This is a genomic window from Kitasatospora sp. NRRL B-11411, from assembly GCF_000721345.1.
Classification (GTDB): Bacteria; Actinomycetota; Actinomycetes; order Streptomycetales; family Streptomycetaceae; genus Kitasatospora; species Kitasatospora cineracea.
In genome coordinates, this window is record NZ_JOGH01000013.1 from 57,636 (window position 1) to 80,720 (window position 23,085).

Genomic DNA, 23,085 nt, shown 5'->3' on the forward strand with positions numbered 1-23,085 from the left:
CCACCGAACCGGCCACGCGAATCCTTTCACTAGGCGCCGGTGTACAGTCGACCTGCCTGCTTCTCCTGTCGGCCCTGGGCGAGCTTCCAAAACTGGACTACGCCATTTTCTCGGACACCGGCTGGGAACCGGCGAAGGTCTACCGGCACCTGGACGAGGTGGAACGGAAGATCGCCCGGCCGGCCAACATACCGATCCTGCGCGTGTCGTCTGGAAACATCCGCCGGGATGCCCTCGACCCCGCCCATCGCTTTGCCTCGATGCCGCTCTACATTCTCAACCAGGACGGCAGTCCTGGAATGACTCGGCGGCAATGTACGGGCGAATATAAAATCAAGCCGATAAAGCGGCAGGTGCGCCAACTCCTAGGGTACCCGCACCCCACCCGGGTACCGAATGGCGTGTACGCCGAGCAGTGGATCGGCATCAGCACCGATGAATTCCATCGCGCCAAGGACTCGGACGTCAAGTACACCCGGCACACCTTCCCGCTGATCGACCTCGGCATGTCCCGCACGGACTGCCTCAAGCTGCTCGCCGAGCACGGTTGGGGATCCACGCCGAAGTCGAGCTGCCTGGGTTGTCCATTTCACGGAAATGCCCAGTGGCGGGAAATCCGCGACACCTCACCCGAGGAATGGGCCGACGTCGTGGAATTCGACGCCGCGATCCGCGCCGGCAATGCCCGCGCCAACGCCGACGGACGCCCGCTGCTCGGGCAGGCGTACCTGCACCGCTCTCGCCTGCCCCTCGACCAGGCGCCGATCGACAAGCTCAGCCGGATCGAACTCCGAGCCATGCAAGCGCAGTTGGACCTGGACGAGGACGAGCTGGAGAACGGGCCCGACGGCGGCTGCTCCCCGTTCAGCTGCCGCGGTGAGGCGGTCGCGTGACCCGACCCCACCATGCCGGCGCCCGTCAGCACTGAACCGTCCACCACCACCAGGAGGTTGCTCTGTCTCCCTGGAGCAAGTCTGTCGACCGCGCGAAGGCGCTGCGGCTGATCTGTCCGCTGCCGGACGGCACCGTCACCGGCCTTCGGCAGGTGGCTCGGCGCGGCGACATGGTCGTCACCGCCGAACTGTCCCAGACCATCCGGGCGGACACCTGGAACGGTGTGCGGATCCGGATCGTCTCCCCGAGCGCCGGACCTGTCGACGCCAACTGGTTCGGCTTCGCCGAGCACCGCGTCTTCAACGAGAGGAACCGAGCGCCGTCCGCCCGGGACGGCGGCGCGGAACTAACCTCCTACAACGCGGAGTTCATGCTGACCTACGACGGCATCGACGCTGACCGCCTGCGGGACGCCGTCGCCGACTACACCTCCGCCTTCGTGCCGGCGCCCGCGCCGGAGTTCACCGTCGCCGCCAAGCTCGGTGCCCTCCACGCGACGGCACGGCAGCTGGATCACCTCGGCTCCATCAATCCGCAGCACCTGGCCGGGCGCGCATTCGCCCACGCCGAGGTCCTGCGGGAGGTGGTCGGCGAGATCCACCTCGGCCTGCTCCCCCTGACGGGCGAGTGGCAGGGCGCGGACAGCTCGGCCGTCGAACTGTCCGACGGGCTGGCTGCCCTGGGCACGGTCCGCACCGCGCTGACCGAACTCGCCCGCGGCGCCGAGGAGGCCGGCCACGCCGACCAGGCGCAGTTGTTCCGCGAGCACGCGCGGTCGCTGGACGCGATCGACGCCGAGATTTCGGCCGACCTGGCCGCCGACCGTGCCGCCGCCCCGCCGCCGAGCCGGAAGACCAGCCGAGCCGGAGCCGCCCGAACCGCGAACGCCGCGGTGGCGATGTCGGCACCCGCGGCCCATTCGGCGGCCCATTCGGCGGCCCAGGCCGCACCCCGGCAGCACGCCCGACCCTCCCGCTGACCACCCCCATCCTGCCTTCTGCGTAACGGAGTTGACATCAACCACGAACTTCCCTTCCTGCCGATCAACCGCGCGGACGGCACCTGGTACCTGGCGGCTGGTTCCGGCCGTCTCTGGATCCGCGATGAGGCCCTCGTCGAGGACCTGGACCGGCTGCGCGACCTGATGCTCCCCGCCGCCCTGCGCGAGGAGGTGGCGCCGCGGTGACGCCGGTCAGCCGGGACATGAGCCCGCAGCTGGAGGCCGAGCAGGCGGTGCTCGGCGCGTGCCTGCTCGATCCGTCCCGGGTCGGGCTGCTGGCCGGGTGGCTGGAGCCCCGGCACTTCTACCGTCCGGCCCACGAGCGTGTCTTCGCGATCCTGCTGGCCCAGTACGCCGCCGGCCACCCGGCCCTCGCCCCGGATGCCGGGGACGAGCAGCTGAGGGACTGGGCGCTGACGGCCATCGCCACCGCCGCCCGCGAGATCCCCGGCGTCACCGCCAGCTACGGCCACACCCTGATCTCAACCTGCCCACGGTCCGAGCACGCCACCAGCTACGGCCGGATGGTGTTGGAGACGGCCGTGAGGAGGGCGCTCGACGAACACGCCCACCGGCTGCTCGCCGCGGTCCAGACCGCGTCAGTCGAGGCGACCGTCGAGCTGACCGGCGCGCTGCACTCCGTCATCCAGCGCCTCGCCGACGCCTGGGGCACGATCGACCAGCGCTCGCGCCGCCCGCTGCCCACCCCGCCGCCACCGGAGAACGCCTCCGCCGCGGTCGAGGCCGCCCGAGAGCACGAGCAGGCACTGCTCTCCAGCCTGCTCAGCGCGCCCGGGCGGATCTCCGAGGTCGCCGCCCAGCTGGTCGGCGAGGACTTCGTCGACCCCGGCCACCGCGCCGTCTACCTGGCCATGGCCGCGCTCGCGCACCGGCGCGAGCCCCTCGACGAGCTGACGGTGCTGTGGGAGGTCCAGCGGCGCGGGGCGCTCGCCGCCGGCGTGATCTCCGTGGCCCAGGTCCGGGAGATCTGCTCGGCCGGGATGCCGGGCGATCCCGCCTACTGGGCGGAGCACGTCCTGCGCGCCTCGCTGCTGCGCACCGCCGCCACCTCGGCCGGCATCGTCCGGGTGATGGCGCTGGACGCCTCCATCGCCGCCGGTCCGCTGCTCGGCTCGGCCGTCCAGGCGCTGGTCCCCGCGGACCGGGTGCAGGACCGGCTGCGCGCCGTGACCGCCGCCCCTGCGGAGCGAACCGGTCCGGTCGTCCTCGGCGCCGCCCGCCGCAAGGGCGCCCTGAGCCGAAGCCCCGCCCCACCGGCCGCCACCACCACCGACCGGGCGGGCGAGCCCGTCGCCCGCCCCCGCCGCTGACCTCCGGAGTACTCCACTGCCTCCCACCACCTCCCACCCCCGTGCCCAGTCCGTGCACCGGCTGCACGCGGCGGCCGACGCCATCGACTACCTCACGAACCAACTCCCGCGTGCGTACCGCGAGGAGGGCCTGCCGGGCCTGGAGGAACTGGCCGGGCACACCCGGGCGATCCGCGACTGCCAGGACGACGTGCTGCACGTCACCGCGGCCCTGCACCACCCCCACACCCAGAGCGCCGACCGCGCCGTCGTCCGTTCCCTGACCGCGGCGACCGCGCAGCTGGGCGAGGCACTGGGCGCACTGGGCCGGGCCGCCGCGATGGCCGGCCGCCTGTACGAGGTCGACGGCATAGGCGGCCCGCGCGCCGACGAGGTCCGCGAGCGCGGCTCCCAGCAGCTCAACCTCGCACTCTCCCGCACCCGCCTCGCCCTGGCCGGCGCCAGCGAGAACCTGCGCCGCGATGCCCGCTCGCTCACCGGCCCCGTCGCCGTTCTCGCACACCGGCCGACCCCTCGGGCTTCAGCCGCCACCGCCCGCTCCACCGCCGGGGCGGGAGCAGCCACTGTCGCCTCGCTGCCAGCCCGCACCGGAGCGAGCACCGTCGTCGGCGGGCGGCGCCGTTGAGGGCCCCTGCCGCCGCCGCGACCTTCGGCGGGGCCGTGTCGGCAAGCTCGCGCCCCGACTACCGAAACGACCTGGCGGTGGTCGCCGGGATGCTGCGCGCCCTTGGGCGCAACGCCGCCGCCACCCCCAGCGGGCCGGTCCCCGGCATCCCCAGCCGAGACGCCCTGCTGGAGCATTGCCGCCAAGCGGCTGCGTTCATCCGGCACTGCGGCGACAACGCCGAGCACTACCGCCACCAGCTGGTCGCGGACAACCCCTCCGCGGCGGCACTGGCCGGCGCCTACGACGTCGCGATGAGCCGCGCGGCCACCGTCCACCGGCACCTGGGCGCCGCCCTCGACCTGTCGATCAAGTTCGCCACCACCGCCCCAGCCGAGCCCGGCAGCCCTGCCGAGAAGCTGCGACTGCGCCGAGCCGAGCACACGGTCGCCGCGCTGGACAGCGCGGACCAGTGTGCGACCGAGGGAGCCGAGGAAGTGCTCGCGTTCACCGCCCGCCTCGCCCCGGTCGCGCCGGCGGCGCCCGCCGAGGCCGCGCTCGTACTCGGCTCACCCGCCACCACCCCTGCCAGGAAGCGCCGTTGACCGCCGAACCCCCTCTCCCGCCCGCCGCGGTCGGCCTCAGCCAGCGCGACATCGACACGCTGGGCTCACTCGCCGAGCAACTGGCGGCCTTCAGCAAAGCCATCCCCGTGCCAGCCCCGCACGAGCCGCTGCCCGAGGTCCGGGAGCTGGTCTGGCCGATGATCCGCTTGCACGAGCTGATCACGATCCCGCTGGACGAGACCTTCTTCCTCGCGACCAACACCGCCAGCCCCCCGGGGCTCGGCGTCTTCACCGCGACGACGACGGCCCTCACCCTCACCCAGGCCGCGCTGGCCCGGGCGGCGAGCCTGCTCACCGAGGCAGAGCCGACACCCGAGGCGCAGAGCAGCGCCCGCCGCTCCCTCGCCACCGCCCGCGAAACCATCCGCTCGATGGCCGAGGAGCTGGGCAAGAGCGTGACCGCCAGCCCCGGGCCCAGCAGCGTCACCGCCCTCGCCTCCCGCCGCGGGCCGGCCGCGCTCCCCGAGAGCCACCCCCCGGCCGCAGGCGACTCCGAGCGCCGCGTGGACGCAGCCCTTCGCCGCTCACCCGCGCTCGTGCTCATCTCCCCACCCGCCGAGCCCCCGGCACCGCCGGCCGCCCCCGCACCGCCGGCGACGGTCGTTCCGCTCCGGCGCACCTGACGGCCGACGAAGCTCCGAGCCTGCCCTCCGCCGGCAGATCCCGATCCGATGGAGTCCCACCACGCCCTCCACCCGCCCCACCTCCGAGGTCAAGGACCACCAGCGGCACCTGCGTGACGTCGCCCACCAGGCCGAGGCCCTCGCCGCGAAGCTGCCCACCGTCCGCACGGCCTCCGCCGCCGGAGTACCCGATGCCCGCGACGTCGCCGGGCACCTGCGCGCGATGCAGGAGCTGCAGACCAGCACGCTCGCCGCGGCCGAGTTCTCCGAGTGGTTCCCGACACACCCGACCACCATGACGGCCGCCCGGCTCACCGCTCTGTCGCTGGCCCGCGCCCACGCCGGCGTCACCGAAGCCACCCGGCACCTGTCCTACCTGCTCCAGCACGCCGTGAGCGCCGACGTCTGGGCCCTGCCCGACGCCCAGCCGGTCAACCCCGCCGCCGTCTACGGCGCCGCCTCCACCGAACTGCGGCGAACCGCAGGGCAGCTGCGGATCGACGCCGACCACCTCGCCTCGGCCGGCGTCTCCGCCGTCCCGGCCAAGCCCCGCCGGTCCGCCGCCCTCAGCGTCACCCAGCGCCTGCGCCGCGCACTGCCCGGCCGCCGGACCGAACCCCTCCCGATCGCCGCATTGCCCCGCAGCAGCGCCCCCGCCCCCCGCCGCTGACCCAAGGACCCACACTGACCACCATCTCCCCCGACACCCAGGCCCAGTGGCTGCTCCGCACCGCGGCCAACCTTCACTACTTCAGCGAAGAGCTGTTCAGCATCTACTGCCACCGCGATCCGCTGCCCGAGCGCCTCGGCGCCGTCCTGGACTCCATGTCCGAGGTGCAGAAGACCGTCCTGTCCAACGTCGTGGACGAGTACGACACCACCTCCCCCGAGTCCACCAGGCCCGAGGACATCGCCTGGCGGCGCGGCTCCCTCGCCTACGCCTACGCCGGCCTGCTGACCGCGAAGGCGATCCTGCGCGCCCAGCCCGCCGTCGTCGCGGTCGCGCTCAAGCGGATCAGCCCCGCATCCGCCCCGTGGCCGCACCGCACCGCCTACTTCAAGTCCCTCTCCTCCTCCCGGGAAGTCCTCGAAGAGGCGGTCTGGAAGCTCAAGGAGGTCGCGGCGGACCTGACCGGCCCGGCACCGGACTTCCTTGCCCTCACCGGAGAGCAGGCGATCGTCCTCACCCGCTCCGCGGCCCTGTCCCAGCGGCCGGCCAAACCGCTCACGTCGCAGACGGCCGCCGGCCCCGGCGCCGCGGTGCAGGTGTCGCCGCCCGCCGCGCGCGCCGCGACGGCCCGCGGCGGAGCGCGCCGATGACCGTGCCGGGCGGCGGGTGGCCGCGCATCGGCAGCATGTGCTCGGGCTACGGCGGCCTGGACCTCGGCGTCCAGGCCGTCCTCGGTGGCAGCGTGGCCTGGCACGCCGAGATGAACCCCAACGCCGCCGCGATCCTCGCCCACCACTGGCCTAGAGACGCCAAATCTCGGCGATATCAACGCAGTTGAATGGAGCGACGTCGAGCCGATCGACGTCCTCACGGCGGGATTCCCCTGCCAGGACCTGAGCGTCGCCGGCCGACGGGCCGGTCTGATGGAGGGCACCCGCTCCGGACTGTGGCTGACCATCGCCCGCGCGATCGACGTCCTCAAGCCGAAGTTGGTGATCATTGAAAACGTCCGCGGCATCCTCTCCGCAGCCGCTGCCTCGCCAGCCGATGGCGACCTGGAGTGCGGCTGGTGCGATCTGGGAGACGGCGGAGGTGAGCCTGCTCTGCGGGCACTCGGCGCGGTTCTCGGAGACCTGGCCGACCTCGGGATGGATGCGCGGTGGACGGTGCTACCCGCTGCCGCCGTCGGCGCCCCCCACCGCCGGGAGCGGCTGTTCCTCGTCGCCTGGCCTTCCGACACCGAAAGCTCGCGATGCGAAGGGGCCGGACGCGAAGCGGGAGGATCTGGGGCATGCGGTCACCTTGCTGAAGACCCCGACGAGCAACTTGGGCTCGATCGGCGGCTCGCAGCACCCGGACAAGCGACGCCAGGGAGGCCACGGGCCGAACTTGAGCGACGAGGTGGAGCACCTGCTGTTCCCGACCCCAAAAGCCTCCGACGGGACGCACGGCGGGCCCAACAGCCGTGGCAGCAAAGGGGATCTGACCCTGCCGTCGGCGGCGGCCCAGCTGCTGCCGACGCCGAGGGCCTCGGACACCGGGACGCCCGGGCGCCGGGCCGGGGCGGGGTTCCGGCCCCCGCTGTCGGCGGTGGTGCTGCCGATCTGGGAGCAGGACGACTCGGACTGAATCGGTGGGGTCCGTACGGGCCGGCCATCGCCCGCTGGGAGCGGGTCACCCGGCCCGCTCCGGAGCCGACCGACGAGCGAGGCCGGCTCGCCCCCCGCTTCGTCGAATGGATCATGGGCGTCGGCGAGGGACACGTCACGGCCGTCCCGGGCCTGTCCCGCTCCGCCCAGCTGACCGCCCTGGGCAACGGCGTTGTCCCCCAACAGGCAAGCCGTGCACTGGAGTTGCTGGGAGCAGCCGATCTGCTTGCCGCCGTCCGCTGCTGCGGGCGGCGGTGAGCGGGGGTGCTTATACACCAATTCCGGCCCGATACGTCGGGCCGCCGAGCGCACATCCTCGTGTCATCACCCGCCGACGAGAGGCACCCGCCCCTTTGACCACCCCCGAGCCCGACCCGACGTCCGCGCCGGACGGCTACACCAACGCCCAGATCGACGTGCTGACCGCGAAATTGAGCGCTCTCGCGGCGGGATTCGACCTGCAGGCCGAGCAGCTGGCCAGCATGACCACCGCCCTCCCTCCGGAGGACAGCGACGATCCGGACGCCCACGGCGGCGCAGAGCCGCTGTTCATCCTCGCCTTCGACGACCCGCAGTACGAGCAGGAACTGGAGCTGATGACCCCATGGGTAGACGAGATCTGGACCAAGATCTACGGCCCCGAGACCACCGCCGGAAAGCCCTGGTGCCCGCGCTGGAAGGAGCACCCGGAGGCCGTCGCGCGACTGCACGCCCTCTGGCTGGCCTGGCAGGCCGCGCTCGACCCCGAGTCGGGTGCCGCCGGGCCCAGCTCGTGGCAGCGAGACCACCTCGAGCCCGCGCTGATGAAGCTCCGCTCCGCCGACGGGCCGTTCGCCGCCTGCACCAGCAGCGGTGGCCACATCAGCCACCGGGTGCTGCCGCACCCCGCGCTGACCGACACCGCTCCTGTCGACCACCCCCTCACCTGAGAAAGAGCCGACCCTTGCCCGACTTCAACCTGCCCGGACGGCGTCCAGCGGACGCCGCCTCCGCCGAGGCCCAGGTGCAGTTCCTCGCCGCGGAGGATGCGTACGAGCTGCTGACCGAGGTGCACCTCGACCACGACGGCGGCGCGGAGGACTTCCTCCTCTTCGCGGACGTCTCCGGCTACTCCGCGGTCGCCGCGCACCTGCACCACGGCGAGGACGGCAAGACGTTCACCCTCGCCACCGAGACCCTGCCCACCTTCGCCCTGGCCGCGGCCTGGCTCGTCCAGCGCGGCGCCGAGACCGACTCCTTCCTCGACCGCTCCGGCCACCCCGGCGCCCCGGCCGACGCCCGCAGCGCCTCCGCCGCCGCCCGCCTTCTGGAGTCCGGCTCCCGCTACCGGCTGGTTGACCACGGCGCCGAGCGGCCCTTCCTGCTGCACCTGGAGACCGTCGACCCGGACCGCGGGTACAAGCTGCGCGAGGGTAGCTTCAGTTCGCCGCAGGAAGCCCAGCAGTGGCTGGAGAACCGGCGCACCCCGCTGCCCCCGGTCGCCGACGGGGACGTGTCCGTGGTGGTCAGCCCGCAGGCCAACGCCGCGCGAACCCGCACAGCGACCGGCCAGCGCCGCACGGCCGCTGCGGAACCCGCTCCCGCCCTCGCCGCAGCGGCGGCGACCTCGGCTCGCAGGTCCGTCCGGTGACCACCACGCCCACCCGGCCCCTGGCGGGGTTCAGCGCCCACCCCGAGGCCCTGGACGACCTGCTGTCCGTGCCGCAGCACGTGCGGATGCTCGCCCTGAGCTACCTCGGCCGTCTGGTACGCGCCGAGGTCCGGGGCCCTCTCCTCGAAGAGCAGGGCGAGCGCGACCTGCGCGGTGCCAGGAAGCTCTACCTGGACGACGCGCTGGACTACCGGCTCGTCTACGTGGAGCGCCGCGCACCCCACAACCCGCGCCATCTGCAGGGCATCCACCTGGTCGCCGTCGGTGAACGCAGGGGGGTCGCGGTCTACGAGACCGCGGCCCGCCGCCTGCGGCAGGCCGCCGGCCAGGAGGTGCGGCGCGGAATGCCGGCCCGCTTCCAGGCCGCCCTCGCCTCCTCCACCCGCACCTCCCCGGCCCAGTCCGCCGCCTCTGCCCACGCGCCGGCAGGAGTGTCTCCGGCCGTCGCTCTCTCCCCGGCCGCCCGCCAGCGCTGACGCCGCCCAACTGCCCAACCGCACGCCTGAATCGGAGATCACCCCGTGTCGACCGCCACCGCCGTCCTGCCCGCCACGTCGAAGCCCTCCACCAGCACCGTCCAGCGGGCCGCCGAGGTCCTCTCCATCCGGTGGGCCACCCGCATCGTCCACGCGCTGCGCCAGGGCACGACGACCAGCGGCGACCTCCTGGCGGCCGACCCGGTCATTCCGGCGAGCAGCGCGTACTCGGCTCTCCGCGCGCTCGCCGGAGCCGACGTCATCACCCGTACCCCGAGCAGCAGTGCCGCGGCGTGGTTCGACCTTTCGCTGTCTCCCAAGGGCCAGGCGCTGGCGCCCGTGTACGCCTCGGCCCTTGCCTGGGCCGAGCGCTACCCCCGACAGGGTGTCGAAGCCGAAGAGGCGCCGGAGATGATCGAGGAGGCGTTGGGCCTGCTGGCCAGCTCCCACACCGTGCCCCTGCTGAGCGAACTGGCGGGCAGCGCGCCGATGCCCTACCCGAACCTGGTCCCTTCCCTGAGCGCCCGCGACAAGGCGGCGGCCTACCAGCGGCTGCTCGCGCTGGAGGAGCGCGGCCTCGTGGCCCGCAGCGGCACCCGCCGCACCTACCGGTGGAGCGCCACCGAGGCGGGGCTGGCGATCGGCCGGGTGTACGGCGCCCTGGCGGCCTGGACCTCCGGCTCCCACACCCCGTCCGCACCGGCCAAGCCCGGCACCGCGCTGGCCGCCGCCGGCCGCGCCGCCGTCGTCGTGCAGAGCCCGGCACAGGGCGACCTATTCTCCGAACTGCAGAACGCCGAACGGCCGGTGAGCACCCGAGCAGCGGCGGCGGACCTGCGCAGCATCACCCTTCACATCTCCTTCTCCCACGCCCCGGCTCCGCAGCCGCCCGCTCCGCTGCTCGTCGCCGCCTCGGCGCACCGCCGCTGACGAACCCCGACCGCCCGGCCCGCGACCCCCACCCCGAGGTTCATGATCCCGCCTTCCCCGTCCTCTGTCCCTACGAGCAGCACCCCCACGCCGGCCACCGCCTCAGCGGCGGATCCCGAACGCCTCCGGCCAGCGCTTCCGGCAGGCTCCGGCCGGGCAGGTGGGCGATCCATCCTTCGGACCCCGCACGTCACGCCGCTGCTGGCGGGAACCCTGGTGGGTCGTCTGCCCGCGGCGATGGCCCCGATCGCCGTCCTCCTCGCGGCCCGGGCCGACCATGCCTCCACCGCGGTCGGAGCCGTCCTGGCCGCGCTGTACGCATTGGCCGGGGCGATCGGGCAGCCGCTGCTCGGCCGAGTGGTCGACCGCTCCACCCTGGCCGCCGTCGCGGTGCCCGCAGCAGCCGTCTCTGGCGCGGCGTTCGTCGCACTGGCCTTCGTGGACTGCGCGGCCCAGCCGCTGGCCGCCGCCATGCTGTCGGTCGTCGCGGGTGCGGCCACCCCGCCGCTGGAGGCGGGCTTGAGGGCGATGTGGACCCGGCTGGTCGAACCGCGCCACCACCACAAGGTCTTCGCCCTCGACTCCGCCTCCCAGGAGGTGGTGTTCGTCGCCGGACCGCTGCTGGTCACCGCCGTGTGCCTGCTCGCCTCGCCCGACTTGGCGCTGGTCGCCTGCGCAGCGGCCGGCAGCGCGGGCACCCTGGCCGTCGCCGCCCGCCCTCCCGCCAGCGTCCGGACCGCGGCACGCACGGTCCACTGGCTCGGGCCGCTGCGCTCGCCCGGTCTGCTGGTCCTGCTCACGGCCTCGGTGTTCTTCGGGGTGACGCTCGGCTCCTTCACCGTCCTGGCCCTGTCCTACGCCGACCGGCACCACGAAGGGTGGCTCGCCGGAGTGCTTCCGGCCGCACTGTCGCTCGGCAGCCTCGTCGGCGGCGCTGCCTGGGCCAAGCTCAAGCACCCGTGGCCGCCGGGCCGCGCCCTGCCCGCGGTCGGCACGGCGTACGCCTGCGCCTTCGCCGTCCTGCTGCTGCCCGCCCCTCCGTGGCTGATGATCACGGCAAGCGTCCTGCCGGGCCTGTTCCTCGCCCCGTGGCTGGCCTCAGCCTTCGTCGCCTGCGACGCCCTGGCGCCGAGCGGCACCGCCACCGAGGCCGCCGCCTGGCTGATCGCGGTGATCGGTCTCGGCCAGGCAGCGGGCACCGCCCTCGCCGGCCAGTTCTCCGCGCACGGCCACACCGCCACGGCCGCCGTCCCCTTGCTCGGTGCCGCGCTGGCCGCTGCCGCACTCGTCGCGGGACGCCGCCGGCTCTCGCTTCCCTGATCTACCCCTTTCTTCTTGGAGCTGGACTTCTTGCCCAACCGCACCACCAAGGCCACGCCCGCGCCGATCACCATCATCTGGGACTGGAACGGGACACTTCGGGCCGACCTGGACGATCACGTCGCAGCTCTGAACGCGACCCTGCCCGGTCTGGGCGGTGAGCCGATCAGCGTGGAGACCTACCAGGCGCTGCACCGGATGCCCATCCGCGACTTCTACGCCGACCTGCTCGGCCGCCGGCTCGGCGACGAGGAGTGGCACGCCGCCGATGACGCCTTCCTCGCCGAACTCGCCCGCAGGCCGGTCCGGCTCCAGCCGGGCGCCCGGCAGCTGATGATGGGCCTGCGCGCCCGGGGTGTGCGGCAGAGCCTGCTGTCGCTGGCCCCGCACGAGCGGCTCGTCGGTGAAGTGGCCAAGGCGGGCATCACCGGCCTGCTGGAGCGGATCGACGGCCGCCCCGGAGCAGCGGTGGCGAGCAAGGCGCCCGCCATGATCGAGCACCTGCGGGCCCTCGGCCCGGGGGTCGATCCGGCGCGGACCCTGGTGATCGGGGACAGCGTCGACGACGCCGTCGCCGCGTACGCCGTCGGAGCCGTCCCGGTGCTGCACACCGCAGGGCTTCACGGCGCGACCCGGCTGGCCACCGCTGGCGTCCCGCTGGTGGACACGATCCAGGACGCCGTCGCCACCGGCATCGCCATCATCGCCTCCGGCCAGCTGGCGGCGGCGTGAGCGCGGACAGCGGGCGCCCGATCGCCCCGTGGAGGCCCCGGGTGCCCGGCAATACCGACCTCGGCAACCGGACGGTGTGGTCCGAGCTCCAGGTCGAGCCCCGCGACCTTCCCGGGTTCCGCACAGCGACCCTCCACGGCGCGGTCGCCGACCAGATCGCCTCCACCGCCGTCAAGCTCGACGACGTGCAGACCCGGCTGGTCGCTCTGGCCGCTGCTCTGCGCGACGACCTCCAGCGCATCGCGGCCGGCCACGACACCGCCATGCCCGTCACCAACGGCATCCTGCGCAACGGCGCCCTCGACATCGACCTCCTGGTCACGCGCCGCACCGAACTGCACCGCTCGCTCACCGCGCTGATCGGCGTCTACAAGGAGCTGCCCGCCTTCGTCGCGCCGCCGGCCCCGGTGCCGGCAGCGAAGGCGGCACCAGCGGCCGGCCGCCTGCCGCCGCGGCAGGAGGAGGCGTTGCGGCTGGTCGGCTCGTCCACCGTCACCATCTTTAAGGGCGCGCGCGGGTCGGTCAGGGTCGTGGCCGGCGGCGCCGACGTCAAGGTCGCCACCGTCGATGCCCTGATCGGCAAGGGCCTGGTGGACCACTACGCCCGCAAGGACCTCTTCCGGGGCCACGATCTGACTCTCACTCCCCAGGGGCAGACCAGGTACGAGGCCCTGACCACCACGACGACCGCCGCTCGCTCGGCTGCCGCCCGTGCTCGGCCAGCCGTACTTCCCGCAGCGCCGGAGGAGCCCGCAGCCGTCGTGGTCTCCGTGTCGCCGCCGGCGGCCCGGTCCCTGCGCTGACCGCCGTCTTCACCTCAGCGGGCCCGCCGGGCCCGGCCTTCGACCACGCTCAGGAGACCCCTCATCGGAAGCTGGGACACCGGTCCGTTCCACAACGACGCCGCCGTCGGCACCGCCGAGCGCTTCGACAGCCTCTTCGACAGCGAGCTACCGCCGTGGCTCCACCGCCTCTTCGACGTCGCGGTCGCCATGCCGGAGGGCCCGCTCGACACCGACCTGGCGCAGGAGGTCGTCGCCGCCGCGGCTGTCATCGCCTCGCAGTGCCCGGACGGCGGCGACGTCAACCTCAACAGCGGCCCGCGCGAGCCGGTCCCGCCTCTGCCGACGGATCTCCGGCCGAAGGCTGCCGCAGCCCTCGACCGTGTCCTCGCCCACGCCGACGCCGAGGTGGACCGCTGGTACGTCCGGGAGCGAGGCGAGCAGTGGCTCGGCAACGTGCAACGGATCCGCCTCATCCTGACGGCCCCGGCCTCCAGCCCGGAGCCTGCGGCGCCCCGACCGCAGCGGCGAGTGTTCGCCGGCCAGCAGCTCCTTCGCGACAGGTTCGGCGTCGAGGACGCCTTGGACCTGCACGCCCGGCATCCCAAGGAGTCACCGGCGCACGCTCTTGCCGATCTGATGGAGCGCCAGTCGTACGAGGTGGACACCCTCGACCGGGAACTGCGCGCGACGGCCTCCCGAGCGCGCGAGACGCTCGCCCAGGTCGCCGACGGCAAGCACTCGGCGGTCCAGACGAACGGCGTCCTGCGCTTCACCGGCATCGAACTGGAGACCCTCGGGGCCCGCTTCGCTCTCGCCAGCCGTGATCTGCAGGAGCTGGCCGACCGGTACGAGTACGCCGTCGCCAGCGGGACGGACCAGGCCGTTGCCCCGCGGTCGGCGGCTGCCCGGACCCGGACCACGCCCGGCGACGCCGTCCCCGGCCGCGGCCCCACCGACTCGCTGCCTCCACCCGATTCCGCCGGCCACCGCCCCGGCCCGCGTCGCTGAACCGAAGGACCCCGCTCATCCCCACCCACGAAACCCTCGAAGAGACCCGCTTCGACGTCGACGGCCTCCGACCGGTCACCGCCGACGACGAGTCGAGGCTCGATGACCTCTGCCTCAGCCTGGACATGTACACCTCGCTGGCGGTCCAGCACACAACGAACCCGCACACCGAGCTCCTCGCCGACAGCTTCCACGTCGTGCACGACGGCACCATGACCTGGCACGACGTCCCCGGCCTCCCGCAGTACGCGGCCATCCACGTCGAGCGCGACCTCGGGGAGGGCACGTACCGCTTCGACTTCAGCCGCCACCCCATCGCCGCGCTCGCCCAGAACTGGCTCATCTCCCGCGGCGCGGACCCGGGCCAGCTCACCGTGGACGCCGAAGACCCCATGAGCACCGACCAGGCCACCCGGGACCTGGAGGACTTCCTGGCCGTCTCCGGCGACCGCTTCGGGATCCGAGACGACTACACCCACGACAGCCCGGACTTCTACAAGACGTGGATCATCGCCACCGACAGCCGGCCCGATCCGGGCCAGCAGCCGGTCAGGGTCTTCTACGAGGACGTCGACACGGCGAACCACTCGTACACCCTGCGCCAGGGCGGCTTCGCCACCGTCGAAGCCGCCCGGAGCTGGGTCGACCGGCTGGGACACCCGGACAACCCGCTGCCACCACTGACCGCCGCCCCCAGCGCCCGCGCCGCCGGCGCCACAGCGCACAGCTCCGTCGCGATCACCCTCTCCACCCCGGGCCCCGCGCAGGCACCCGCTACGGCGGAGGGCAGCCCCACCCGACCGAACCGCCGCTGACGCCCCATCACTCCCTGGAAGGACTGCACATCTCCCCGACCGACAGCACCGAGTCGCCGGCCACCGCCGGGCCTCAGCGGCGACCGCGCACGACAGAGCGCCGCAGCGTGCAGATCACGGTGCGGTTCACCCCAACGGCCATCGCCGCCATCGGCGAGCGCGCCGCCGCCGAGCGCCTCACGATCGCCGGGTTCATCGGCGACGCCGCCCTGGCCGCCGCCAGGTCCACCGATCCGCTCGCACGCGCCGAGCGCGATCCGCGGCGCCCGCTCGCCGAGGCCCTCGACCGCATGGCCGGCGAGCTGAACGCCGCCGTCGCCACCGTCCGCGACTCAGGCGACGGGCCGGCGTGCGAGGCCGCACTCGCGGTCCTGCCGGACCTCGCCGAGCGGACGTACACCGTCCTGGACGCCGTGCTGGAGGCTGCGTGATCCCCGACATCTCCCGGGGCAACAGCATCCGACCGCTGCTGGCCTACCTCTACGGCCCCGGCCGGCGCGAGGAGCACGACGATCCGCACCTCGTCGCCGCCTGGGACGTGCACGGCGCCCCCGACCCGGGCCGCGCCCCGGACGCAACCATCAGGCGTCTGGCCGCACGGCTCGACCAGCACGCCCAGCTGCGCGCCGCCGAGCTGGGGACGATGCCGCCGAACCGGGTGTGGCACTGCGCGGTCCGGGCCGCTCCCGAGGATCCGATCCTGGACGACGCCCAATGGGCCGAGGTCGCCCGGCGCATCGTGCGGGCCACCGGCATCGCGCCCGAGAACGGCCCGGCGTGCCGGTGGGTGGCCGTCCGGCACGCCGTCCACCACATCCATCTGGCCGCCGTCACGATCCGGCCGGACGGCTCCCGGCCCCTGACGCACCGCGACGCGGCGCGCGCCCAGGCCGAGTGCCGGGCGATCGAGGCCGAATGGGCGCTGCGGCCCGTCGGCACCGGACCCCGCGTCACCACCAGCTACCCCACCAGCGCCGAGATCATCAAGGCGGAGCGGCACGGCTGGAGCGAGCCCTCCCGGGTGTGGCTCCAGCAGCAGATGCACCTGGCGCTGTCCGAGGCGGCCGACCTCGACACCTACTTCGCCGCGCTGGCCGAGCGCGGGGTCCTCGTCCGCGTCCGCCGCGACGAGGACAACGTGGCCGTCGGCTACAGCCTGGCCCGCCCCGGCGACGTCGGCGCCGGAGGGAAGGCCGTCCACTTCGCCGCCGGGCGCCTGGACTCCGCGATGACCCTGCCCCGCGTCCTGCACCACCTGTCCGAGAAGAAGCCCGCCGAAGGAATCCGATCATGACCAGCCCCCAGAACCACCTCAGCCCCGTGGCGGAGTTCGCGCACGCCCTGGCCCAGCGGCTCCCGGACCGGTGGGAGGCCACCGCGATGGACCTGCGCGACGACGCCGACCTTCGCCACCACTTCTACGACCGCGTGTGGGACCGCCGCAACGCCCAGGACCTCGGACTGGACCGCGACACCATGGCGGAGAGCGCCGTGCTCGACAGCCCCGACGGACGCCGGCTCCTGGTGCTGCCCGCCGCCGAGGAGGACCGGTTCCTGATCTGCCCCCTCATCGCCTTCGACGTGCTCGTGTACGCCAGCAACTCCCAGCTCAGCTCCGCCGTCGTTCCGGCTGACCCGGCCACGGCCGCCGGCGAACTCGCCGAGTCGCTGCTGCCCGTCTACGAGAGCGAACTGCGCACCCGGCTCGAGCGAGCCCTCGGGGTCCTGGACCCCACCGCGGCGGCCCTCGCCAGCTTCCTGGCCTCCGAGGTCGAACACGACCCCGAACTGGCGGAGGACCTGTACGACATGAGGGCGGTGCGCTGGCTGTCCCACCCGGAGGACACCGACCTGCTGCGCTGTGCCACCGAGGAAGTCCTCGCCGCTCTGGGTCTGCTGCTGGGCCACCGCGGGCCGCTGTCCGAAGCCCTGGTCGGCGTCACCGCCCACGTGCGGATGTACTGCGAGGTGCACGACAGCTGCGAGGCGCTGATCGAGGCCGAGGTGATCGGCCGGATCCTGGCTGCCGCCGGTCTGGCCGACACCAGCAGCGGCATCTTCGATCCCGCGATCACGGCGAAGATCGCGGCGATCGACGCCCTCCCGATCGAGCAGCAGCGAGCCCTGGTGCGCTCCGCCTTCGCGACGTACACCCGGTGAACCAACGCCGGCTGACCTGATCAGAAAGACCGCCCGTTGTACATCGCCTCCTTCCACGACGCCCGCGACGAACTCGACCTCGACGAGTTGGACGCGGTCGACCCCGAGACGGCCCGGACCATCAACCGGCTGTTCGACCCCGAGAGTTCGCTGTGGATCATCGCGAAGCAGTGGGCGTCGGACACCTTGCGCCGCCCAGGGGCGCGGTTGCACGACTACTTCCTCCTGCTCGACTCGTACGCCGTTTACAACGAGCGCCCCGGGGCACCGCAGCTCATCGCCGCCCACTTCGACCGCGACCCGAGCACCCGCACGGTCCGGGCCAGCATGACCTCCCACGCGCTGATCCCGCTCGCGCAGAACTGGCTGGTCGGACGCGGGGCGGACCCCAGCAGGGTCCTGGAGCCGCAGGGGTGGAGCGATCCGCTGGACGCCGAGACCGAGCGGCTGGAGGACTTCCTGCGCACCAGCGGCGAGCGGTTCGAGGTCCACGACACCTTCAGCCGCCACGAACCGCCGTACGAGACCTGGGTGATCGCCACCGACACCGAGCAGCCTCCCGGCCCGGCGGAGGTCTTCATCTGGCGGCTGCCCGACGACCAGAACCCCGCCTACACGGTGCGCCGCGGGCAGTTCGCCAGCCTCGAAGCCGCATACGAGTGGACCCGGGACACCTCCGCGCCCCTTCCCGCGTCCCCCCGTACCCAGGCCGCCCGGCTTCGCGTCGCGCCGGTCCAGCCCTCGCCCGCGCAAGCCCCGGCGCCGCCGCCGACCATGCCCAACGCCCGCCGCCCCCACGGCCGCTGACACGCCTCACCACCCTTTGGAGCTCTGGCCCTTGCCCGACACCTACCTGCCGCACCACGACCCCGACACCGAGATCCTGGTCCGCCCCCGCTACCTGGCCGGCCCCGGCGACCGGGAGGCCGTCGACACCGCCTTCGGGCCGCTGCGCGGGTCAGGGTGGCACGTCACGGCCCTCGGCCCAGACCTCACCGAGGTGATCGCCACCAGCCCGTGCCATCGCGTCCGCGTCGGGTACCGGCCCGGCCAGGAACAGGCGTGGCAGGTCACCGCGGCCCTGGATCCGTTCGCCATCCCCGCCTGGCGCGGCGGATTCAGCCGGACCACCCCGCCGGAGATCATCGAGGCGTTCCTCGGCCAGCTGGCCGACTCCCTCCACTTCGACACCGTCAACGACACCGCGGGCACATTCGTGTCAATGGAGGGCACCTGGGCAGACGCCAACGAGCCTCTCTCCGAGGCGGGTTGGCCGACGTCCTACACCGACGGCTTCTGGCTGACCAGGTCGGGCGACGGCGAGGTCGAGTACGAGGTCGCCCCGCTCGTCGACCCGGCGGTCGAGCTGGCCGCCGACGTACAGCGCGGCTTCACCTGGCGGATCGTTCCGGGCGACCCAGATGTGGGGTGGAGCGCCGGATTCAGCTCGTGCACGCCACTGCACCTGATCGCCGCCGTGAACGGCGCCGTCGTCGACAACAGCCCGCTCGTCCGCGTGAGTGACGACCTGCCCCGACGGGTGCTCGCCCGGGCCCTCGCCGAGCAGGCCGAGGTCGACCGGCGCGAAGCCGAGGCCCGCGCCGCTCTGCCGACCGCGGCCGAACTCCTCGCCGACGGCGACGGCCTGGAGGCCCCGGTGGCCGTCAGCCCGCCGTCCCCGGCCGGGCCCCGCGACGTCGAGCGGGTGGCGGCCAGCGCCGCCCGCTCGGGCACCGCACCGGCCTCCCGTACTCCGCTGCCTGATCCGGCCGGACCTTTGCGGACTGCCCCCGTGGACCGGAGGCGGCTGCGGTGAGGGACGACCGCGCCCTGGAGGCGTTCACCGAAGCGGTGGCCGGCCGACTTCCCGGTACCTGGCGGCCGGCACTGGCGGACGTGCGCACATCGGCGGCTCTGACCGAGGTGTACGAGCGGCTCTGGGACCTCGGGATCACTCAATGGGCCCTGCTGGAGTTCGCCAACGACCGTCTCGGGATGCTCCGTGACGTGCAGGGCCGGGAGCTGGTCGTTCTCCCGCGCCCGCTCCGCCAGAGCCGCTACCTGATCGCCCCGCTGGTCCCCACCGGCACGGACCCGGGGGCGGTGGAGGACCTGACGCCCTTCGGCCTGACCGTCAGCGGGTCACCGGCCCAGGCGGCCGAGACGGTCCGCCGCCGGCTCCTACCCCGGCTCGGCTACGCCCTGCTGCTGGCCGAGGAACGCGGGGTCCATCCCGGGCAGCCTTCCGACGACGGGTACCGCCGGGTCCGCGCCGCCACCGCCCGCACCAGCCTGCCGACCGGCACCACCCCGGTCGTCGTCTACTCCGCCGGGCCTATGAGCCCGGCCACCCCGATTCCGGGCCGAGACCGAGTCCCAGCCCCCTGACCGAACGAGATTTGTGCCAACTGCTGTCTCCACCGACCCGCTCCTCTCCGTCCGGCCCGCCCACCTCGCCGGGCCCGGCGACGCCGACCTGGCCTCCCTCCTCACCACCGAGCACGGCTGGTTCCGCCCCTACAACTCGCCCACCCACGTCGTCCTCGTGAGCGGCACCACCGGCATCGCCCTCTCCACTGGATCGGGCACGGCCCCTCTGTCCCTGAACGGGATCGGCTGGTCGGTCGGCTTCTGCCACCAGGTGCCTGCCGAGGTCACCCGCGCCCTGCTCGACGAGGCCGCCACCGGCCTCCGCCACGCCCCGGACCTATTCACCGGCACCGGCCGCCTCGCCGGCCACCACGCCCGCGCGGCACTGCTCGCGGCCGGCTGGTCCGGACACCAGCGGGACGGCTACGAGCTGGTCTCCGCCCCCGACCGCCACGCAGCCCTCTCCTTCCCGCTGGAGGCCCCGGGCAGCGAGGTGATGCTGACCGGTGCCGCCGAGAAGGGCACGTGGACGGTGCGGTTCGGCGCGACCGCTCCCGAGCCACTGCTGACCGCCGCGACCGCCGCCCTTCTGGCCCCGGTCGTCCGCCGGGCCGGGCAGCTCCCGGCGCGGCACCAGGGCCTGCTGACCACCCAGACGCTCGCCGAACGGCCACCGCGCACCGGACGTTCTGGCGCGGCTCGCGCCCGGAGCACCGCGGCCCGGCCGGTCTCCGCCCCGCTGCCGCCGTCCGACCGGCCGCGCACCGGCAGCACCACGTCCGTGTCGGCTCTGCGGCGCCGCCCGTCCTGACCCCCGTCCCTCGCTCCTGGAGACCTCGCTGCCTGCCGATCCCGACACCGACGACCTGGTCGCCGTCCGCCCGCTGGAACTCGCCGGCCCCGGCACCGCGCCGTTCGACCTCCTGCGCCACCTCACCGCCGAGTACCAGTGGCGGGTGGTCTCCGGCGGCGAGAACCCGCAGTTGGAGACTCCCTGCGGGCGGCTGCGGCTGCAGCACGGCGACTTCCTGTCCGGCAACCTCCTGCTGGCCGACAACTGGATGCTCACCGCCCGCGAGTCGCCGGCCGCGGAGTGGCTGTGGTGGGCGTGCTTCAGCCCTCAGACACCGCACGAACTCACCTACGGCTTCGTGCTGGAGACAGCCCGGCGCCTGGACCGCGAGCCGAGCAGCGTCCTGGTCCGCCGGGACGTGGCCGACGACGCGGGCGAGCTGCTCGCGGCTTGCGGCTGGATGGAGCGGGAACACCCTCTTCCCGGCGTTCGCATGATCACCCCCACCGGCAACACCGGCGCGGCCCACACCTACGAACTCCCTGAGCGGGCCCTGTCGTTCAGCATGAACAACACCAGTTCCGAACTGGCCTGGTCGGTCTCCATGTCGCCCCGGACACCGGAGGTGCTACTGCGGGTCATGGCGACGGCCCTGGTCGACGACTCGGCGGTGCGCCGCCGCAGCGAGATCCCCGCCGACCACCGAGAGCGGGTCTCGACCGCCCCGGCCAGCACCGCCTTCCCGTCTCGCTGGGCGGCACTGCTGCCCGAGCACGCCGCCGAAGGGACGCTCACGACCACCGGCTCGAACGAGGCCATTGCTGAACAGCCCAGCCCGCCACCGGCGTTGGTCGCGGTCACCCCTCGCCACTACGCCGGGCCCGGGGTCGGCGACGTCGAGCGGCTACGGCACCGTCTCGAGGCCGAGGGCTGGGTCCGTGGCGAAGGCGTTCTCACCAGCGCGTGCGGCCGGCTGGGCGTCGCCTGGCCCACGGAGTCGGACAAGCCGCGAGGCTGGGGGCGCGAGCGGACGTACGCACCGTGGCGCATCTGGGGCACCCAGCACCGCGGCGCGGGCGTCGCCTGGCGGGTCACCGGCTGGCGGCTGGTTCCCCAGGAGATCATCGAAGGTCTGATCGGCGAGGCGACCACGATGCTGGACGAGGCCGACCAGGCCGGCCGGCCGCCGTTCGAGGCCGGCGTCCTGGCGTTGGGGTTCCTGCCGCTGGCAGCCGCAGGCTGGACCAGCGAGGTCACGCCCAAGGGCGCCGCCGCCTTCGAGTCTCCCGACGGACTCCTCAGCGCCCGCTGCGGGCCCCCGGACGCCCTGTACGAACTCCGAGGCCGCCCGGCCGCCCGCATCTCCTGCCGCCGGGCGCTCGGATTCTGGGAGGTCGAGATCAGCGCGAACACCCCCTCCCGGCTGGCCGCCGCCCTGTGCCGCGACGTCGCCGACCCAGGCCCTCTGATTCGTGATCCCGATCACCTGCGCCTGGACGCCACCGACCGGGAGGTCGCCGTCGTCACCCCGGTCACCGCGCAGTCCCTCACCACCTCCACCAGCCGCCGGGCCGCGGCCGTCACCCGCTCCCTGCCCGCCGGCGCTGCGGCGAGCCCCGCCGTACCGGTCGTCCTCACGGTCTCCGTGCCCGCGACCTCAAGCCACCTGCAGCGGTGAGGCCATCGGCCGCCCGCCTCCGAGTCCCGCTCCCTGGAGCACGGCTGGTACCGGGGATTCGAGCCCTTTGATCACTTGAGCCGACAACCTGGAGAAATCCTGCCCTCGCACCCTCTCGACTCCGTCGTCCACGTCAACGCCAGCGCCGCGACGCTGCACGATCTCGCTGACCATCTCGCCACCATCGAGACGGATCAGCTGGACCAACTGCTGGGAGACCTCCTGCAGGACGGAGGTCTGCTCCACGCCGCCGAGCGGCTGCTCGACCGCGCACGCGCCGCGGTCGACCCCGACCTCGACGAAACCCACCCCGATCCGGACTCCGTCCCGGCGCACCGGCTCATGCACGCCCTGGCCCGGCTCGGCGAGGAAGTGTGGGACTGCCGGATGGCAGTGCTGGAAGCGCTGTCGGCTGCCCGCTCCCGCGAGCCCGATCCCACCGAGCCGTCGCCCGCCCACCCGGCGGCCCGGTCGGCTCCGGAGCGCGCTGCCCGGCCCCGTGTGACGATCCTGCGCACCGACGCCGGCGAGATCACCGCCACTGGCTACGACCCCGCCGCCCAGCGGATCCTGCTGCGGGCCGGCTTCGAGGCGGTCCACCTTCGCTCGGGCGAATCCTGGCTGCGGCTTCCCGCCGACGGAAACCAGCATGGGCCGGACCCACGGGCCTGCTCGGCAGCCAGCGAGCTGCTCGCCGTCGGCTACCCCGTGCGCCTGGACGGAGCCCTCGGCCAGCCGGTGAGCGCTGACGGTACCCCCCTGCCGAGCACGCCCGTGCGCGACGGAGACACGACCTCCCGAGCCGACGCCGCTCGCACCGCCCCGGCACAGCCGAAGCCGGGAGCCAAGGGACCGGGCGTCGCGGCCCAGGTGCCCGTGATCGGGCTGACCGCGCCGCCTCGATCCCGTTGATCAGCCCGTCCCGGTAGCTCCGGCCGCTTGTGCCTGCCCACTTGAGCGACCGACTGGA

Annotated in this window: 28 protein-coding genes and 1 pseudogene; all 29 read left to right on the forward strand. The window is 73.6% G+C overall.

Annotated elements, in window-relative coordinates; all coding sequences use genetic code 11:
* The first annotated feature begins 56 nt into the window (after positions 1-56).
* The 29 genes and pseudogenes from IH44_RS0109045 to IH44_RS49650 all read left to right on the forward strand — a co-directional run bounded on the left by IH44_RS0109045 (position 57) and on the right by IH44_RS49650 (position 23,027).
* Entirely contained in the window at positions 57-893 is an 837-nt protein-coding gene (locus IH44_RS0109045) for a hypothetical protein (RefSeq protein WP_030458923.1), read from the forward strand.
* A 152-nt stretch (positions 894-1,045) separates the two neighbouring features.
* Positions 1,046-1,873: a hypothetical protein gene (locus tag IH44_RS0109050; RefSeq protein WP_157852214.1), complete on the forward strand. Its 828-nt coding sequence runs from the start codon at positions 1,046-1,048 to the stop codon at positions 1,871-1,873.
* 203 nt (positions 1,874-2,076) lie between these two features.
* Positions 2,077-3,225 carry a DnaB-like helicase N-terminal domain-containing protein gene (locus IH44_RS40765; RefSeq protein ID WP_051816687.1) on the forward strand — a complete coding sequence of 383 codons (1,149 nt, stop codon included), beginning with the start codon at positions 2,077-2,079 and terminating at the stop codon, positions 3,223-3,225.
* A gap of 52 nt (positions 3,226-3,277) precedes the next feature.
* Positions 3,278-3,850 carry a hypothetical protein gene (locus IH44_RS40770; protein WP_035954466.1) on the forward strand — a complete coding sequence of 191 codons (573 nt, stop codon included), beginning with the start codon at positions 3,278-3,280 and terminating at the stop codon, positions 3,848-3,850.
* Positions 3,851-3,885: 35 nt separating this feature from the next.
* The gene (locus tag IH44_RS0109060) at positions 3,886-4,434 is read left to right on the forward strand and encodes a hypothetical protein (RefSeq protein ID WP_157852216.1); all 549 of its coding nucleotides are present in this window, start codon (positions 3,886-3,888) and stop codon (positions 4,432-4,434) included.
* Entirely contained in the window at positions 4,431-5,078 is a 648-nt protein-coding gene (locus tag IH44_RS0109065; protein WP_030458926.1) for a hypothetical protein, read from the forward strand. Before IH44_RS0109060 ends, IH44_RS0109065 begins: the two co-directional genes overlap by 4 nt.
* 223 nt (positions 5,079-5,301) lie before the next feature.
* Positions 5,302-5,748, forward strand: a complete 447-nt coding sequence (locus tag IH44_RS0109070; protein WP_030458927.1) for a hypothetical protein — start codon at positions 5,302-5,304, stop codon at positions 5,746-5,748.
* A gap of 155 nt (positions 5,749-5,903) precedes the next feature.
* Positions 5,904-6,398 (forward strand): hypothetical protein, encoded by a 495-nt coding sequence (locus IH44_RS0109075; protein WP_030458928.1) that lies wholly within the window; start codon positions 5,904-5,906, stop codon positions 6,396-6,398.
* Positions 6,395-6,586, forward strand: a complete 192-nt coding sequence (locus IH44_RS47795) for a DNA cytosine methyltransferase (protein ID WP_081966799.1) — start codon at positions 6,395-6,397, stop codon at positions 6,584-6,586. The genes IH44_RS0109075 and IH44_RS47795 overlap by 4 nt, the downstream gene beginning before the upstream one ends.
* Positions 6,587-6,605: 19 nt before the next feature.
* Positions 6,606-6,932 (forward strand): annotated as a pseudogene (locus IH44_RS47800) (DNA cytosine methyltransferase); the annotation flags it as partial.
* A gap of 205 nt (positions 6,933-7,137) precedes the next feature.
* Complete coding sequence (locus tag IH44_RS47805) at positions 7,138-7,377, forward strand: hypothetical protein (RefSeq protein WP_232794874.1); 240 nt, start codon at positions 7,138-7,140, stop codon at positions 7,375-7,377.
* 373 nt (positions 7,378-7,750) lie between these two features.
* On the forward strand, positions 7,751-8,326 hold the full coding sequence (locus IH44_RS0109085; protein WP_051816689.1) for a DUF4913 domain-containing protein: 576 nt from the start codon (positions 7,751-7,753) through the stop codon (positions 8,324-8,326).
* Positions 8,327-8,340: 14 nt separating this feature from the next.
* Entirely contained in the window at positions 8,341-9,027 is a 687-nt protein-coding gene (locus tag IH44_RS42535; protein ID WP_051816690.1) for a hypothetical protein, read from the forward strand.
* Positions 9,024-9,524, forward strand: a complete 501-nt coding sequence (locus IH44_RS40790) for a hypothetical protein (RefSeq protein WP_030458930.1) — start codon at positions 9,024-9,026, stop codon at positions 9,522-9,524. Before IH44_RS42535 ends, IH44_RS40790 begins: the two co-directional genes overlap by 4 nt.
* 45 nt (positions 9,525-9,569) lie before the next feature.
* Positions 9,570-10,454: a helix-turn-helix domain-containing protein gene (locus IH44_RS0109100; protein WP_030458931.1), complete on the forward strand. Its 885-nt coding sequence runs from the start codon at positions 9,570-9,572 to the stop codon at positions 10,452-10,454.
* A 216-nt stretch (positions 10,455-10,670) separates the two neighbouring features.
* Positions 10,671-11,774 carry an MFS transporter gene (locus IH44_RS0109105; protein ID WP_157852218.1) on the forward strand — a complete coding sequence of 368 codons (1,104 nt, stop codon included), beginning with the start codon at positions 10,671-10,673 and terminating at the stop codon, positions 11,772-11,774.
* A 15-nt stretch (positions 11,775-11,789) separates the two neighbouring features.
* Entirely contained in the window at positions 11,790-12,506 is a 717-nt protein-coding gene (locus IH44_RS0109110; protein WP_051816692.1) for an HAD family hydrolase, read from the forward strand.
* Positions 12,507-12,547: 41 nt separating this feature from the next.
* A complete protein-coding gene (locus IH44_RS0109115; RefSeq protein WP_030458934.1) occupies positions 12,548-13,309 on the forward strand; it encodes a hypothetical protein in 762 nt (253 codons plus the stop codon).
* 63 nt (positions 13,310-13,372) lie between these two features.
* Positions 13,373-14,299 carry a DUF4259 domain-containing protein gene (locus IH44_RS42540; RefSeq protein WP_107066498.1) on the forward strand — a complete coding sequence of 309 codons (927 nt, stop codon included), beginning with the start codon at positions 13,373-13,375 and terminating at the stop codon, positions 14,297-14,299.
* A 125-nt stretch (positions 14,300-14,424) separates the two neighbouring features.
* The gene (locus tag IH44_RS0109125; protein ID WP_051816694.1) at positions 14,425-15,114 is read left to right on the forward strand and encodes a hypothetical protein; all 690 of its coding nucleotides are present in this window, start codon (positions 14,425-14,427) and stop codon (positions 15,112-15,114) included.
* 107 nt (positions 15,115-15,221) lie between these two features.
* Positions 15,222-15,545 carry a hypothetical protein gene (locus IH44_RS42545; protein WP_051816695.1) on the forward strand — a complete coding sequence of 108 codons (324 nt, stop codon included), beginning with the start codon at positions 15,222-15,224 and terminating at the stop codon, positions 15,543-15,545.
* A complete protein-coding gene (locus IH44_RS0109135) occupies positions 15,542-16,408 on the forward strand; it encodes a hypothetical protein (RefSeq protein ID WP_051816696.1) in 867 nt (288 codons plus the stop codon). Before IH44_RS42545 ends, IH44_RS0109135 begins: the two co-directional genes overlap by 4 nt.
* Positions 16,405-17,274, forward strand: coding sequence for a hypothetical protein (locus IH44_RS40805; protein ID WP_030458938.1), 870 nt, complete (start codon positions 16,405-16,407; stop codon positions 17,272-17,274). Before IH44_RS0109135 ends, IH44_RS40805 begins: the two co-directional genes overlap by 4 nt.
* Before the next feature lie 36 nt (positions 17,275-17,310).
* Complete coding sequence (locus IH44_RS0109145) at positions 17,311-18,081, forward strand: hypothetical protein (protein WP_030458939.1); 771 nt, start codon at positions 17,311-17,313, stop codon at positions 18,079-18,081.
* 31 nt (positions 18,082-18,112) lie between these two features.
* A complete protein-coding gene (locus IH44_RS0109150) occupies positions 18,113-19,090 on the forward strand; it encodes a DUF317 domain-containing protein (protein WP_030458940.1) in 978 nt (325 codons plus the stop codon).
* Complete coding sequence (locus tag IH44_RS0109155) at positions 19,087-19,662, forward strand: hypothetical protein (RefSeq protein WP_030458941.1); 576 nt, start codon at positions 19,087-19,089, stop codon at positions 19,660-19,662. Before IH44_RS0109150 ends, IH44_RS0109155 begins: the two co-directional genes overlap by 4 nt.
* Before the next feature lie 13 nt (positions 19,663-19,675).
* Positions 19,676-20,455, forward strand: a complete 780-nt coding sequence (locus IH44_RS47175) for a hypothetical protein (RefSeq protein ID WP_030458942.1) — start codon at positions 19,676-19,678, stop codon at positions 20,453-20,455.
* 145 nt (positions 20,456-20,600) lie between these two features.
* On the forward strand, positions 20,601-22,115 hold the full coding sequence (locus IH44_RS47180; RefSeq protein WP_030458943.1) for a DUF317 domain-containing protein: 1,515 nt from the start codon (positions 20,601-20,603) through the stop codon (positions 22,113-22,115).
* A gap of 75 nt (positions 22,116-22,190) precedes the next feature.
* Positions 22,191-23,027, forward strand: coding sequence for a hypothetical protein (locus IH44_RS49650; RefSeq protein WP_369794920.1), 837 nt, complete (start codon positions 22,191-22,193; stop codon positions 23,025-23,027).
* The last annotated feature ends 58 nt before the right edge of the window (positions 23,028-23,085 follow it).

Excerpts from the sequence above, each read along its gene's own strand:
- IH44_RS0109070 (WP_030458927.1), top strand. The coding sequence starts at position 5,302 with ATGCAGGAGCTGCAGACCAGCACGCTCGCCGCGGCCGAGTTCTCCGAG.
- IH44_RS0109075 (WP_030458928.1), top strand. The coding sequence starts at position 5,904 with ATGTCCGAGGTGCAGAAGACCGTCCTGTCCAACGTCGTGGACGAGTAC.
- IH44_RS47795 (WP_081966799.1), top strand. The coding sequence starts at position 6,395 with ATGACCGTGCCGGGCGGCGGGTGGCCGCGCATCGGCAGCATGTGCTCG.
- IH44_RS0109125 (WP_051816694.1), top strand. The coding sequence starts at position 14,425 with ATGTACACCTCGCTGGCGGTCCAGCACACAACGAACCCGCACACCGAG.
- IH44_RS40805 (WP_030458938.1), top strand. The coding sequence starts at position 16,405 with ATGACCAGCCCCCAGAACCACCTCAGCCCCGTGGCGGAGTTCGCGCAC.